The sequence below is a fragment of the Methanomassiliicoccaceae archaeon DOK genome (assembly GCA_009911715.1).
GTDB lineage: Archaea > Thermoplasmatota > Thermoplasmata > Methanomassiliicoccales > Methanomethylophilaceae > Methanoprimaticola.
Genome location: CP047880.1, coordinates 1,599,339 through 1,612,930 on the forward strand (window position 1 = coordinate 1,599,339; position 13,592 = coordinate 1,612,930).

Genomic DNA, 13,592 nt, shown 5'->3' on the forward strand with positions numbered 1-13,592 from the left:
CAGTTCAATCACTTCCGCGCCCCTTCCAGTAGGAGTCGATGCGGACATCCATCCTTTCGTAGAACGATTCCATCTGAGAGATCTCCTCATCGGTGAAATCCGAGAACAGGTACTCGAGGCATGATTCGGCACACTCCTTCACCACGGTCCTGACGCGCTCCCCCTCCGGGGTGAGGTGTATCCCGCAGCTCCTGCCGCGAGGCTCGTTCTCGACCAGCCCCATGTCCTGCAGCTGCCTCGTCACCCTGGTGGACAGGGCCATGGTGACCCCGACCTTCTCCGCCAGCTCACTGTTGGTCAGGACCATGCCGGGTTCCAGTTCGATGAGGAATATGGCAGCGGATGATGTGATGCCGGTGCCTCTCAGCTTCTCGTTCATCATAGTCTCGATGAACTTCTTCACCTCTGCGGGTTTCTTGAAACTGCGGAAATCCACTGCCCTCATGGTATCGACGAATCGCCCATCGGTGGTAAATGGTTTCGCCCGCCGCGATGGGGCGGCGGGCCATGGACATCAGTCCTCCTCCGGGGTCCTGCCGTTACCGACCCTGAACGTCACTCCGATGAACATCAGCAGCAGGAGGAGGACGCCACCGATCAGGAACGCGGTGTCCACGCTGTCGGCGAACGCACCCAGGATGTCGTCGACGTAGGGGGCGACGGACTCGTACCCGGGCGTGCCGGCCTGGATCGCGGCCACGATGTCGAGGATCCCAGTGTCATGGGGCACGGCATCGAACATCCCGCTCGGCAGGACGGCCTCGAGATGCAGGGCTATCGCAGCGGTGATGATCATGGAGAATATCGCCGTCCCCATGGTGGCCCCGATGGATCTGACAAGGTTCACGGACGAGGTGGTCATCCCCATCTCCCTGGGCTTGGAGCTGTTCTGGACGGCGGTCATGATCACGGACATGAAGCACCCAAGCCCGAGTCCGAACAGGAACGTGCTCCCGCAGTAGTACGCTATGGACGTGCCCAGCCCCATCCTGGACATCAGGCACAGGCCGACGAAGCAGAGGACTGGTCCGACCGTGAGCCACGCTCTGTATCCCGTCCTGTTGATAAGCATCCCGCTGGACACGGAGGTGATCGGCATGCCGCACACCATGGCCAGGGAGTACACCCCGGCCTCCAGGGTGGTCAGACCGAATATGTAGATTGCGAACATGGACGAGTAGGTCATCACGCCCATCATCCCTATGCCGTAGATCAGCATGAACAGGGCCGACTTGACGATGGTGCGGTTCCTGAACAGGTGCGGTGCCAGGAGAGGCTCGCGCGCGCTCCTCTCGACCCTGACGAACAGGCAGAGGAGGACAACCGCGACGGCTGCCATGGCGGCGCTGGTCGGACTCACCCATTCGAACTCCCTTCCGCCGAGCTCTATCAGGAGCAGCACGTCCAGGAGAAGGAGGGACAGCAGCGCGATGCCGCGTCTGTCTATGCTGTGCTCCGCATCCTCGTCGGGTTGTGCGAACCTCCTCACGGTGAGGGCCATGCTCACCACCGCCAGCGGCACGTTGATGTAGAATATCCAGTACCAGGACACGTACTCCGTTATGTATCCGCCTATGAGGGGGCCGATCCCGCTCCCGATCCCGAAGAACGCACCGAGTATGCCCTGCATCCTGCCCCTGTCCTTGGGAGCGTAGAAATCCGCGACGGCGGCGGTGGCGACCGGGATCAGTATGCCCCCGCCGAACCCCTGGATCGCACGGCAGACGATGAGCATCTCCATGTTCACCGACATCCCCGCGACGACGGACCCGAGGATGAATAGCACGAATCCCAGGAGGAACAGCGGCTTCCTCCCGTATATGTCGGACAGCTTCCCGGCAACGGGGATCATGATGGTCTCGCAGAGCATGTACGCCGTCACCATTCAGGAGTAGAGGTCGCTCCCGTCGAGGTCGGCCGCGATGACGGGTCCGCATGTTCCGACGATCGTCCCGTCGAAGCATGCGATCAGCATCCCCAGGAATATGCCGATCATCGTGACCGTGCGTGTCCTGGGGTCGATGTTTCTCCAGGTAATCTGTTCATTCGTTTGAAATCACCAGTTTTACATGTAAAATTAGTTCTGTATTTAAATTTTACATGTAAAACTATTTCATACAAACCATTCTGTGGTGGTTTCAAGTGGGATGGCGGTCCGAACCGTCTGTTCCGCAACGCTGTCCCGAGGGGACGAACATCCTGCAATAATCGAACATCGGCCGAAGATCCGTCCGTCCGCAACGGCGGCCTCGGGTTGTGGCCCCCGTCCGAAGACGGGGGCGGGCAAGGGTGTTTATGCAGCGATGATCAGGCCACGTAGCTGGCCCAGTAGAGCTCCAGCAGGGTCTCCTCACCGTCCCTTTCCTCGCCGAGGGCGTACAGTATGCCGTCGTCTATCCCGATGTAGCTGGTGAAGACGGTGCCGTCGTCCTCGATGCTGCGGTACACCTCGCAGTTGCGGGTGCCGTAGAGGAAATCGCCCACGAACTTGCCGACGTACTCGCCGTTGGTGTAGCCGGGGCCCTTGAGCAGGCCCTCCACGGTCCAGGAGCTCTCGACGCCGTCCTGCATCACGGTGATGTTGCCGTCGCCGTCCGTCGCCGTCACCCTCAGGGTGACGATATCGCTCCAGTCGTTCTCCACGTATCTGCAGTAGTCGTTGACGACGATGTCGGTGCGCAGCTCGCTCTTCTGAATCGGGTCGTCGCGCCCCCAGTCGTAACCGTAGTGTGTGTAGACGATGAACGAGCGATCCTCTCCGTCCTGAACGTCCAAGGCTATGACGACCCCGCCGTACCTGTAGGCGGTGACCAGCAGTCCGTCCAGCTCTCCGGCCATGCCCTCGCACTCCAGAGCGCCCCAGGGCGTGTTGATCGTCCTTCCCTCGGCGGCCTCCCAGGTGACGTCCTGCAGGGCTATGAAATCCGGTATGCCCGGCTCCTGTCCGGCGGGCTCCAGGTTCTCGTAGAGGGAGGTCGTGTACGTTCCGTCCGCGGACTGGTACGCGATCAGATAGTCCTCCTCGACGGAGTATGTCGGGACCACGCCGTCCATGGTGTAGCGGACTCCGGTCGCGTTGTAGCCGAAGGGATCGTCCATCGGCATCAGTTCGAACGGGGCGGATCCCACAACCAGGCTCGAATAAGCAAGGGAGTACTCGATGCGGAGGTCACCTTCGTATTCGCAGCGGAGGTAGACGACGCCGTCGTCCTTCCCCACGTACACCTCCTGGTATCCGCCGTCCGCATCCTCCTCGAGGTAGAGGTCGCACAGGATGTTCCCGTACTCCGTGTTCTTCACGTACCCGGTCCCCATGGGCTCCAGGCCCCTGTAGCCGTCGGTGTTGAGGAAGTTGGCCACGGTGTCGGTCATGGACTCCCCGGTCCCCGCGACGGTGTACGTCAGCATGTCCCCGTCGACGGATGTTACGGCATGTGTGATCATCCCGATCCCGGTCTGTGTCGCGCCATCGTACTGCGTGATGAGATACGACACCACGTCCCCGGCTTCGACCTCGGTCTTCTGGGAGTTCACGGCCACGTCCATGTCCAGTCCGCCGTACAGGGTGGACTTGACGAGCTCCATCACGTACCTCATCCCTCCGCCGTCGGATTCGGCATGGACTATGGCGCCCGTGCGGGGGTCCACCCAGTAGACGTCCTCGGCGCCCGGGCCGAAGTATCCCTCGTAGACCCGGCACTCGACCTCCTCGCCCATGAACCCGATGGTCTCCATGCGCTGAGGCTCCATCTCCGAGAAATACCTGTACGGGCTGTATGGTTCGTAGTCCCAACCGGAGACCCCGGACATGAGCATGAGGCCATCCGGATCGGACTTGTAGACGTATTCGTACTGATAGTAGCTGGACTCGACCCCCGGGTAGTCCTCGTCGGTGACGGTCACCTTGTACAGGAAACTGTCCCCGACGCCGATCTCCCTGTACGCATCATCGTGGTCCTCGGACGCGTACCAGGAGATCCCCACCGCAGCGACGATGACGACAGTGACTATCGCGATCAATCCTATCGACTTCGACTCCATGGTTAACCATCCGGTCGGTCGATATTTAATGATGATGAGGTTCCCATGTCTCTGGACGCCAAACGCGGATGGGGACTCCACGGATCCCGGCCCGGTGCATCCCGGTCCAGGAGCTCCGTCGTCATCACGGGGTCCGCGTGTGCTCAGGACGTCGCAGAACATTCATGATGTCCTACGGCAATCTGGGTCGCACTGGAATCATATCTTGTACAAAATGTTGACGTATGAACATAAGGCTCAGCACATATGTTCTACGTCCTAGTGGATTTTTGTTACGGGGCATCAACAGTCTACATCGGGGCACGTCCCATCGAAGCTCAGGTCATTCCCTGATCCATCAGGGTCCTCGCCTTTCCAAACTCCTCAACTCGACCGTTTGCTCTCGGAGACGAAGGAGGGGAGGCTCAACAAGATCATGGTCGTCAAGCCGGACCGTCTGACCAGATCGGTGATCAACCTCTACAGGACCGAGGATGGACCGGCGAGGGTGAGATCCCAGGGCGGATCATGGCAGACCGAGAGGCGGCTGACCGACCACCATCGCGAGAAAAACCTGAGAATCCTCGAAGAGGAGCCAGACATCTCAAATTACAGGCCGGAGCATCAGTTCGAGGGAATCTCCAGGAACACGACGATCAAGCTAGCTAAGAGGGGGAGGGGCTGCTGTGATCAGATGATCTGGACCATCTGATTGATCGGCGGCTTGTCCTCGGTCTGGTCAGTGACGCACAGGTATCTGAAGCCGTGCTGTTCATAGTAGGGGATGAGCTCGTCCAGGCAGTCCACTCTGATCACGCGGCATCCGGCCAGCTCATCGGCCCGCTTGATGATTTCAATCGCGCCCTCCAACAGATCCGCGCCCATCCCCTTGTAGGAATAGTCGGCTCTTCCGAGCTGACCGAGGAGGTAGCTCTGGGCGACGTTGTTGTTCGGGTCGATGTTCATCTTCTTGCTCAGCGACATGGAGATGTGCTGATCATCGGGGGCCCGGAGGCATCTGATGGAAAGGGTGAATTAACCGGCTATTACAACATCCATGACAGCCAGATAGGTCCTGGCCATGTTCTTTCTCTCGAAGACCATGGCCTTGTTGTGCAGGAAATCCTCCCTGTTGTGGTCACGGGTGCAGATGAACTGCCTGAGACGTTTTGATACATCCTCTTCTTCGAACTCATCGAGGAGGTCCTTCAGGGATACGATGAGATATTGACTTACGATTTCAACCCAAGGAACAACTTGCGAATCTCTTCGGGATCCGAGATGGGATGAGCCGCGTTGGAGGCGTCGATAGGTCCGCGACGGTCGGCCTCGTCGAAAGCATCCACTAGCCTATCGACCTCTTCCTGTGTCTTCAGCACGATGTCCTGGTAGAATGACTGTGTTGCCATACCCACGCCTCCTTGTCATTATGCATGTTCGACCAATCTTGATATCTTGTTAAAAACGGTTCTATAATGTTTCGCGTGGAACCGTGTCCGGGCATCCTCTCCACATCTTCACCCAACCATCGGGAAGGAAACGCAGATCCGGCTCAGGGTCATATCTACAGAGTTGGCGAAGGACGCGGCGATCCCGGGGACCGGTCACCCTCCATTGTCGGTCTTCTGGCCGAAGGTGGAGACCGGCATGGGGCCGAGGACAGGATGCCAGCCCTCAAGCCGGAGGTCTCGGAGCACCGCCGATACGTCGCGGATCCTCCGAGAGCCAATCCAGCAGGCTGATGATGCGGATGCCGTCGATGTCCGTCATGGGGAACCTTTCGTACGTGATCACCGTCTTGGGGTAGTTGTCCCCGATGGCCTTCAGCGGACGAAGCTCCCTTTCCCTGGTGGCCGGGTCGTTGATGCTTATGGACACCTGGTAGTACGACGGGGTGCCCATGGAATTGGCCACGAAGTCCACCTCGTATTGTCCGACACTGCACACCGCCACATCCCCGAAACGATATATGAGCTCGTTGTACACCACATTCTCCATGATGCCGTCGAGGTCGTCCGGATGGAACGGGACCCTGCAGTGACGGATGCCTAGGTCAGCGACATAGAACTTGTCCGCGGTCCTGAGGTACTCTTTCGCCTTGGAATCCAATCTCCTGGCCCTTGAGAACAGGAAAGCCTCCTCCAGAAAGCCGATGTACTGGTCGACGGTCGGAGGTTGCGTCCTCATCCCCTTGCTGGTCATGTAGTTCGCCGCTCCCCTGACGGATGTGCGGTCGCCGATGTTCTTCATGAGGTAGTTGCAGAGGTGGTCGATCATCGCGTTCCCGCGGATCTCGTGCCTTCCAGCTATATCCTTGTTGAACACCGTGTTGTATATACCGTCCAGGATGTCGTCCACCTGCGCTGGCATCCTGTCCAGGGCCAGGGACACTGCCGGGAACCCGCCGTGACGGAGGTAGTCCTCCAGCAGTCTTGTATGATCGTCCGATTGCCTGAACATGACGTATTCGGAGAATACGAGGGGCTGCACGCGGATCTCCAGACACCTGCCGGAGAGTTTTGTGGCGAGTTCGGAGGACAGCATGTCGGAGTTGGAGCCGGTGATGTACACATCCGCTCCGCGAGTATAGAACGTCGACACGGCACGCTCCCACTCGGGGATGTTCTGCACCTCGTCGAGGAAGATGTACGATCCCTCGACATCGCCCACCTTCGATTCGACGGCGTCAATGAGGTCACGGAAAGTCTCCATCTCCATGCTCGCGTCGTCCAGATTAACAAAGAATATCCTGTCGTCCGGTATGCTCGAATCCTTGAGCTCATCGATGAACATCCCCATGAGGGTGGATTTTCCGCACCTGCGGATCCCCGTCAATACCTTGATGAAATCGGAACCGCGGGACTCGCGGATGCGTGACAAGTAATGCTCGCGTGGGATGTATGCATCCTTAGACATGATATGTTATAACATATCAGAGTATTTCAAAATGATTATTTGATATATTATAGAATATCGAATTCTATAAGAGGTCATCATCATCTCGTGTTCACTTCCCGTTCGGGTACTAGGGTCCAGGAGAGGAGGATGGAAACTACAGCAGCGGAATGCTGAAGGGGGCTGGCGAAGTACGATTTTATGCAGGTTATAAGACGGAACCGCACTTGCAACAGGAGCATGAAGGTCCGGAGGCCAGCGTCATTGTAGGAACGGCCACCGTAAATCCGTTGCCGGCTCCGATGGTTTTCGGGATGTGGAGAGTCAATCATGCACTGCACTCTCGGATATGCCGACGAACCCTGGATCCTGATCCGGCATGGACGGGGACGGTGAGGGGCGTAGAGGGGTGTTCCGACCGTTGTACTGCCCACACATCGGCTGCAACGTGGGGATCCGCTTCCACACCCGGCGTGCGGGTCTGTTGCGACGATGCCTTGTCGGTCGAAATTGGATAATTAAGGTCGGAAGGAACCCTCCGACCGTTTTTCAGGTAAGGTCAGATTTCGCGCCTGCTCTTGACGATCAGGAGTATGGCCGCTATCACAACGATGACGCCGATTATCGCAGCCAGCCAGAGGGTGCTGTTGCTCGACCCCTCCCCTTCAGGTTCGGCATCCGGAGTGTCGTCGTCTCCTCCCGGGACATCCGGGGTGTCGTCATCACCGCCAGGCGTCACACCGGGGTCGTCGCCTCCGGGCTGACCCGGCACATCCCTGATGTATCCGCAGCCGTTGTTGCATTCGGCATCGTATTCGTTGTCGAACACATGGCCGACGGTGGCGCCGGCGGCGGCACTGTTGCCGTTGCAGACGCCATTGAACGCTGACGGAGAGATGGAGGCTACGGTTGAAGGTATGGTGACCGAGGTCAGGGAAACGCAGTCCTCGAACGCATACATCCCGATTATCGTCATGCCGTCAGGTATGTTTACCGTCTCGAGCGACTTGCATCCGGAGAACGCATTGGCCCCGATCGTCGTCACTCCGGACGGTATCGCATATGCACCTCCCCTGCTGGCAGGGAACTGGATCAGCGTCGTCATTTCCTTGTCGAACAGCACCCCGTCCTTCGAGACGTAGTTCGCGTTGCCGGAATCCACGTCTATCCTGGTGAGGGACGTGCAGTAATCGAACGGACCGTATCCGATAACGGTCACGCTTGAAGGTATTGCGACCGTCCCGAGGGATGTGCATCCTGAGAACGCATAGTTTCCGATCTCCTTCACTCCGGACGGTATAACGATCGATTCGAGTGATTCGCATCCTGCGAACGCAGAGTCATAGATCTTTGTCACGCTTGAAGGCATGACGATCGATTCGAGCGACGTGCATCCTACAAACACAGAAGACGAGATGTATTTCAGGCCATCCGATATCTCGACGGACTTGAGCGACTTGCATCCTCTGAACGCCTCCTGGTACAGGTCGGTCACGCTTGAGGGTATGGCGACGGACGTCAGCGACGAGCATTCTTCGAAAGCGGAAGCCCCGATCGTGGCTACGGAGTCAGGTATGGCGACCGATTCGAGCGACGTGCATCCCCTGAAAGCGGAAGCCCCGATGGACATCACACTTTCCGACATGTCGACGGACTTGAGCGACGAGCAGTCGTAGAAAGCTGAACCGCATATGCTGATCACGCTGTCCGGTATGTCGACGGATTTGAGCGAAGTGCATCCCTCGAATGTATTGAAGCCAATTACCGTCAAGCCGTCCGGTATGGTGATGGATTTGAGAGACGAGCATCCGTAGAACGCGTAGGAACCGAGTTCGACAACTTTGTATGTGACGCCATTGTATTGGACCGTCCCGGGGATATTGACCGAGACTACAGAAGGGTCGACGGCGACATCTCTGACGTTGCTGGTACCGACTTGTACGGTGCTTCCATCCGCTTTGATCATGTATTCGATATCTATGCCGTCCCCATTCGCAACGGTGAAGGTGTCCCCCGCCTCCGCATAACCGTCATCGCTTCCGATGCCGATGACAAGGGCGACGCTCGCGGTCACGAGAATCAACGCCAGTGCGAAAGTCATGACGCGGTCGCTCCTCCTCGACGATGGGATGAGGTCCCGCATTGAAACATCATTACTTTTAAGAGTCATGACTGAACATCGGATTGCTTTCTATAAATACTTCCTTGTAAGAGCATATAGTCCGCTCGGGTCAATGGAACAGGAAGCTTCGTCTCTCCCCATGGGCATGTGTCGTGTTTGGAACGGAAATCCGTCGCAGGAGTGGAGATTGAAATCGTCGCACTGCACGGGATGTCTGTCGGAGATGTGTTCTGAGGCGGTTCTCCGGCGATGTCCGCAACACATCAAACAAGCCCCTTGGATTCAGCATCAAATCCCGTTTAAGCAGCCATCTCCCTACGATTTTCAACAGCAGCGGAGCATCCAATATCATCTATGAGATTACCGGAGACGTCACCGAAGAGAAAATCTCCGAGTTGATGAGAATGGTGATTGCACACGGTTCGTCCAGTGAAGATCGCGACCGCGAATTCTTCTATCCCGACTATCCGCTCCGTATCAAGACCTTCAAAGATATGGGCCTGGGTCTGAAATACCACAGTGCGGAATCGTTGAAGACGGAAGACGACGGCGGCATACGGTTCAAAGGAACTGACCCGTTTGAGAAGAATCTCCTGATGATCGACTACTGCATGCCCCAGATACTGGCTGATATGACCGCGGAGGCCTATTTCAACGGTGTGATGAACATATCCGATCTCGTCAGAATTCTTGACGGTAAAGACAGATTCGGCGTAGATCCATCCGAATCTTACCCGTTCTACAAAAAGAAAGTTCAGGATATGTTGGTTGCGATGACCACATCCATGACCGCTGCAAAGGTATGGGACGGCACCGAAGGTACCAACGGTGGTCTGATTATCGTGAAGGAGGACGGAGACATCGTCTGCTACCACATCTTCGATCGCAACGATTTCAGAGAGTTCCTGCTAAACAACATGAAGTTCGAATATCCTGACAATTCCAGATACTTCTCCACGGGAATCATCGAGGACCACGGGAAGTACTTCATGAGCCTGAACGTGCAGATTCGCATGGGCCAGAAAAAGAGGAAAGGCTCCTCCAGACAGTCAGGAGGATACTATGACATCGATGCAGGCAAGTATTTGGAAAATAGTCCGCTAGATAAAGGAACATTTTGGTTTTGATACATTATGACAACTCCGACAATTAAACCTCTTCATGACACACTTAAACATCAAATGCGTGTGACAAAGATTAATCGTATTTCGAAAAGAGATATGTCTAAACTAGACTACTTTCGCAATCGCTTCTTCATTTTGAGTGACAAACACAAAGAACTATTCGACAAATACCACTTTCTTTACGTGAAAAACTATCTTGATCCTGAGATAAGAACTAGATATGGAAATGATGCAGCTAATGAGATGTATGTCTTGTATGATGACTGGTGCAACCTTCGTCAAGAAATGGAATTATTTCTAGAATCCAAAAATCTTCCATTGACCTACCCAGAGCGTACTTGGAGCCGTCCATTTGTCGGTACCGAGTCGGGAACTAGAAATTACGATGGAAGTTATACTATAATCGGTTTTGATTTGGGTCCAGCTAGATGGTGTTCTGTCACCCTAGATGGCATGACAGGCAAAATGCATCAACGTCTTCACCTACAAAGAATAGAGTGGTTCTCGGCAGCAGGATTTATTACTGGCGTCATTGGCATTATTATCAGTTTAGTAACCCTTTTCTGATGTCATTCAACGCTTTTCCTTCTCCAATTTCTCCGCACGAGCTTTCCTATCTTTGGCATATTCTTCCTCGGCCATGCGAAGACGCTCTTCCGGATTAAGATCCTGCTCCATCGCCTCTTCCATATGGTCCTCTTCATAGGATATCAAACGGTTGCGGATGTCCTGAGATTCGAGATCGAATCCATAGTAAGAGCGAGTTCTCTTTCTAAGGATAACCTCCCCGTTATGCACATGCCACTCAACGACATCTTCACCCTTTACTAGCTCTAGCAGCTCAGCAATCTTGATGCTGCATGTGATGCGACCGTAATTATCATACTTGGACTCCCCGACTTTCACCATTATATCCATCATTGGCAACGTTGCCAAACGATTTAATATGTAGTTGGCAATATTGGCAATAATGAATCAAATTGCCGTAATTGCCAATGAGGGTGGCACATATCATCCCGAGTCTGGAACCGCGCATCCAGACCACACATCCGACCTCTTCACCAGAACCAACAGGGCCGCATATATCAGCGCACTGGGCATCTTCCTGAGAAACTTCCCTCTTGAGGTGTTCGATGACAGCGAGAGATCCTGGTTCCTCGCATTCGAGTCCAGAGTCTGCAGGATGGAATCTGAGGCCTTTGACGACCTCGAATTGGAGTGAGTGGCAACCATGGCAAAGGGCAACTACTCCGGAATCTCGTGCATCAACGAGCACATCGCCAACACCTACAGGAGATCGAAGGAGGAGACCTCCTCGAAGTACCGCGGAGTCCTCTACCAGATCAACGCCGATCTTCAGCAGAACGGATACTCCACCAACCCCCGCGAGTTCGACGAGGAGACGATAGAGTTCCTCCTGGGGCTCTGGAAGGAGCGCGACCTCGCGGTGTCCACCAAGAACTGGTACCTGCACATCCTGAGAAGGTACCTCTCATACTTCCAGAACGACGTTGTGGAGCAGATGGGCGTGGACTTCGGTCAGGATGTCCGCCCCAACGTCAATTGGCTCTCTGACGCGCAGGCCGAGCAGCTCATGGAGATGGAGAAGACCCCTCTCGAGGAGGTCGTCATCCACTTGGAGCTCTGCCTCGGCCTCAGGATCGTGGAGGTCTGCAGGCTGCGCCTCTCGGACATCCACTTCGACGATGATCCCCGCAAGTGCTATGTCTCCGTCCGCGGGAAGGGCAAGGGCGACGGCAAGTGGAGGAGCATCCCGTTCCACCCGGACTCCAAGGAGGTCTTCGAGCGCTGGATTGCCAGGCGCAACGAGATTATCGCCAGGATGCACGAGTTCGACCCCTCATGGAAGGTCCCCGAGGAATTCCTGATCTGGTGCCACTACGAGAACTCCCCCTCCGCCGGACGCTACACCGAGAGAGGCCACAGCCTCGACCGTGCGGTTATCCACAAGATCCGCGACCGCGCCGGGTTCGAGTTCTCCAACCACACTCTCAGGAGGACCTTCGGTCGTACCCTCTACCGCGCCGGCATCCCGATAGAGACAATCTCCAAGCTCTACGGTCACGACGATGTTAAGACGACCATCCGCTACCTCGGAATCGACCTCGACGACATGGGCTCCGCCCTGGCGAGGATGTACGAGTACCAGTACTCCAGGAGATGATCTAGTGACCCTCTCAAACACGGTCCCCGAACCCAAATCAGGGAGTGGGGACCACTACCCCCTCCTTTCTTATACTTGGATTCTTCCAAAATTTAAACGTTATAGGCATTCCCATTGATTGCCATCAATGGCGCCAGCGTTCCAAAATCAACATTTCTGTACATTGCATCGAAGTAACACCCTCCTTAGAATTAGGTAACATTCGTCCGATCGGGGGGTGCCATCTCTGAGCGACTCTGCCCCGATCCTCCGCCAAACATCGCTGAACCCGTTCTTGTTCCGCCCTGATCCGTCGCTCTATGAGCAGTCGGAGAAAGACTGCGATATCAACAAGTTCGATCCTGACGACGTGTACGCCCTCGCCCTCTCCGAATCGACGAAGTGGACCGAGAAGGTGATCTATAAGGCGGTCTCCAAGGGGCGTTTCTCCCCCGTAGAATTTCATCCTGCTCTTTCCAGACCACTCGCTGTCCCAAGCGGGCGGGCGGGCGCCCCCACAGCCGCACGGCAGGGGGCGCGCCCGCACGCCGAGGGAGCCGCGGAGCGGCGACCGTGCCCGAGCGAAGCGAGGGCAGAGGGGCCGTAGCATCAGCGGAGGCCCCCAGGACGGAGCGCAGCGACGTCCAGACTTGATAGAGAATACATGAGTTAAAACCAAGTCACTAATCTTCTTCAGGCACTGTATCTGTTTGAGTCCTCTACTTTATAGAGGACACAGAATCTAGTTTACCAAAGACACAAAGTCAAGCGTAGGCTATTATCTGAGACATTTTGTGAGAAACTTGAATAAGAGAAAGCTTGTCTTCTACGCAAACCTGATGGATGAGGATAATGTATGTCTGAACATTATCAAACTATAATCTTTTGACTAAAGCAGGTCATCCAAGCACAACATAGATACACAGGGACGTCGATGCTTGTTTCGGTCATATGCCGATACTGATGGATGCGGAAGATTGCTCATTCGAAGGAAAGCCTGTGAGAATCTCTGAATCCGCAATAACTCATCTGAGGTACGAGGGGTTCGACGTTTACACGCTCTGCGATATGCTTGCAACCCCGGTGGACTGTCCGAAAAGGAAGGGTACTGGCAAACCATTCAGAAAAACTTCACGTAGAGTCTGTTCGCGCAGAAATGGACATACATACAACATAATCCTCGATCCGTATCCCCCCAATGATATGGAATACTGGAGCGTGTCGCATCTGGAGCCGATATGATGAGTAAGAAGGATGACTGCCAATG

Annotated in this window: 15 protein-coding genes; 7 read left to right on the forward strand and 8 right to left on the reverse strand. The window is 55.5% G+C overall.

Translation table 11 applies throughout. The annotated features are described in order from the left end of the window. Positions 1-4: 4 nt before the first annotated feature. The 3 genes from JS82_08015 to JS82_08025 form a co-directional block, all read right to left on the reverse strand. A complete protein-coding gene (locus JS82_08015; GenBank protein ID QHK18054.1) occupies positions 5-445 on the reverse strand; it encodes a hypothetical protein in 441 nt (146 codons plus the stop codon). Between the two features lie 69 nt (positions 446-514). Further along, on the reverse strand, positions 515-1,885 hold the full coding sequence (locus JS82_08020; protein QHK18055.1) for an MFS transporter: 1,371 nt from the start codon (positions 1,883-1,885) through the stop codon (positions 515-517). Between the two features lie 422 nt (positions 1,886-2,307). Then, a complete protein-coding gene (locus JS82_08025) occupies positions 2,308-4,041 on the reverse strand; it encodes a hypothetical protein (protein QHK18056.1) in 1,734 nt (577 codons plus the stop codon). A gap of 376 nt (positions 4,042-4,417) precedes the next feature. On the opposite strand from JS82_08025, the gene JS82_08030 reads away from it, so the two are divergent. Beyond that, the gene (locus JS82_08030) at positions 4,418-4,732 is read left to right on the forward strand and encodes a hypothetical protein (protein ID QHK18057.1); all 315 of its coding nucleotides are present in this window, start codon (positions 4,418-4,420) and stop codon (positions 4,730-4,732) included. On the opposite strand, the gene JS82_08035 is transcribed toward JS82_08030, so the two are convergent. After that, a complete protein-coding gene (locus JS82_08035; protein ID QHK18058.1) occupies positions 4,711-5,004 on the reverse strand; it encodes a hypothetical protein in 294 nt (97 codons plus the stop codon). The genes JS82_08030 and JS82_08035 overlap by 22 nt on opposite strands. A 6-nt stretch (positions 5,005-5,010) precedes the next feature. On the opposite strand from JS82_08035, the gene JS82_08040 reads away from it, so the two are divergent. Continuing rightward, positions 5,011-5,193, forward strand: a complete 183-nt coding sequence (locus JS82_08040; protein QHK18059.1) for a hypothetical protein — start codon at positions 5,011-5,013, stop codon at positions 5,191-5,193. Between the two features lie 59 nt (positions 5,194-5,252). Here JS82_08040 and JS82_08045 read toward each other — a convergent pair whose 3' ends face one another. The 3 genes from JS82_08045 to JS82_08055 all read right to left on the reverse strand — a co-directional run bounded on the left by JS82_08045 (position 5,253) and on the right by JS82_08055 (position 9,085). Continuing rightward, entirely contained in the window at positions 5,253-5,429 is a 177-nt protein-coding gene (locus tag JS82_08045; protein ID QHK18060.1) for a hypothetical protein, read from the reverse strand. Between the two features lie 265 nt (positions 5,430-5,694). After that, on the reverse strand, positions 5,695-6,936 hold the full coding sequence (locus tag JS82_08050) for an AAA family ATPase (GenBank protein ID QHK18061.1): 1,242 nt from the start codon (positions 6,934-6,936) through the stop codon (positions 5,695-5,697). A gap of 538 nt (positions 6,937-7,474) precedes the next feature. Beyond that, positions 7,475-9,085 carry a leucine-rich repeat protein gene (locus JS82_08055; protein QHK18062.1) on the reverse strand — a complete coding sequence of 537 codons (1,611 nt, stop codon included), beginning with the start codon at positions 9,083-9,085 and terminating at the stop codon, positions 7,475-7,477. Positions 9,086-9,267: 182 nt separating this feature from the next. Between JS82_08055 and JS82_08060 the strand changes: the two genes are divergently transcribed. Beyond that, complete coding sequence (locus JS82_08060) at positions 9,268-10,164, forward strand: HpaII family restriction endonuclease (protein QHK18435.1); 897 nt, start codon at positions 9,268-9,270, stop codon at positions 10,162-10,164. Between the two features lie 6 nt (positions 10,165-10,170). Continuing rightward, positions 10,171-10,728 carry a hypothetical protein gene (locus JS82_08065; protein QHK18063.1) on the forward strand — a complete coding sequence of 186 codons (558 nt, stop codon included), beginning with the start codon at positions 10,171-10,173 and terminating at the stop codon, positions 10,726-10,728. 6 nt (positions 10,729-10,734) lie between these two features. On the opposite strand, the gene JS82_08070 is transcribed toward JS82_08065, so the two are convergent. Then, positions 10,735-11,079: a hypothetical protein gene (locus JS82_08070; protein ID QHK18064.1), complete on the reverse strand. Its 345-nt coding sequence runs from the start codon at positions 11,077-11,079 to the stop codon at positions 10,735-10,737. A 52-nt stretch (positions 11,080-11,131) separates the two neighbouring features. Here JS82_08070 and JS82_08075 point away from each other — a divergent pair, with 52 nt between their 5' ends. The 3 genes from JS82_08075 to JS82_08085 all read left to right on the forward strand — a co-directional run bounded on the left by JS82_08075 (position 11,132) and on the right by JS82_08085 (position 13,567). After that, positions 11,132-11,383 (forward strand): hypothetical protein, encoded by a 252-nt coding sequence (locus JS82_08075; protein QHK18065.1) that lies wholly within the window; start codon positions 11,132-11,134, stop codon positions 11,381-11,383. A 9-nt stretch (positions 11,384-11,392) separates the two neighbouring features. After that, positions 11,393-12,346: a tyrosine-type recombinase/integrase gene (locus JS82_08080; GenBank protein ID QHK18066.1), complete on the forward strand. Its 954-nt coding sequence runs from the start codon at positions 11,393-11,395 to the stop codon at positions 12,344-12,346. Between the two features lie 930 nt (positions 12,347-13,276). After that, positions 13,277-13,567 carry a hypothetical protein gene (locus tag JS82_08085; GenBank protein QHK18067.1) on the forward strand — a complete coding sequence of 97 codons (291 nt, stop codon included), beginning with the start codon at positions 13,277-13,279 and terminating at the stop codon, positions 13,565-13,567. Positions 13,568-13,592: the final 25 nt, after the last annotated feature.

What these genes read in the sequence shown, in the direction of transcription:
- JS82_08065 (QHK18063.1), top strand. Translation starts at nt 10,171, where the DNA reads ATGACAACTCCGACAATTAAACCTCTTCATGACACACTTAAACATCAA.
- JS82_08080 (QHK18066.1), top strand. Translation starts at nt 11,393, where the DNA reads ATGGCAAAGGGCAACTACTCCGGAATCTCGTGCATCAACGAGCACATC.
- JS82_08070 (QHK18064.1), bottom strand. Translation starts at nt 11,079, where the DNA reads ATGGATATAATGGTGAAAGTCGGGGAGTCCAAGTATGATAATTACGGT.
- JS82_08075 (QHK18065.1), top strand. Translation starts at nt 11,132, where the DNA reads ATGAATCAAATTGCCGTAATTGCCAATGAGGGTGGCACATATCATCCC.
- JS82_08025 (QHK18056.1), bottom strand. Translation starts at nt 4,041, where the DNA reads ATGGAGTCGAAGTCGATAGGATTGATCGCGATAGTCACTGTCGTCATC.
- JS82_08045 (QHK18060.1), bottom strand. Translation starts at nt 5,429, where the DNA reads ATGGCAACACAGTCATTCTACCAGGACATCGTGCTGAAGACACAGGAA.
- JS82_08055 (QHK18062.1), bottom strand. Translation starts at nt 9,085, where the DNA reads ATGACTCTTAAAAGTAATGATGTTTCAATGCGGGACCTCATCCCATCG.
- JS82_08015 (QHK18054.1), bottom strand. Translation starts at nt 445, where the DNA reads ATGAGGGCAGTGGATTTCCGCAGTTTCAAGAAACCCGCAGAGGTGAAG.
- JS82_08020 (QHK18055.1), bottom strand. Translation starts at nt 1,885, where the DNA reads ATGGTGACGGCGTACATGCTCTGCGAGACCATCATGATCCCCGTTGCC.
- JS82_08050 (QHK18061.1), bottom strand. Translation starts at nt 6,936, where the DNA reads ATGTCTAAGGATGCATACATCCCACGCGAGCATTACTTGTCACGCATC.
- JS82_08085 (QHK18067.1), top strand. Translation starts at nt 13,277, where the DNA reads ATGCCGATACTGATGGATGCGGAAGATTGCTCATTCGAAGGAAAGCCT.
- JS82_08035 (QHK18058.1), bottom strand. Translation starts at nt 5,004, where the DNA reads ATGTCGCTGAGCAAGAAGATGAACATCGACCCGAACAACAACGTCGCC.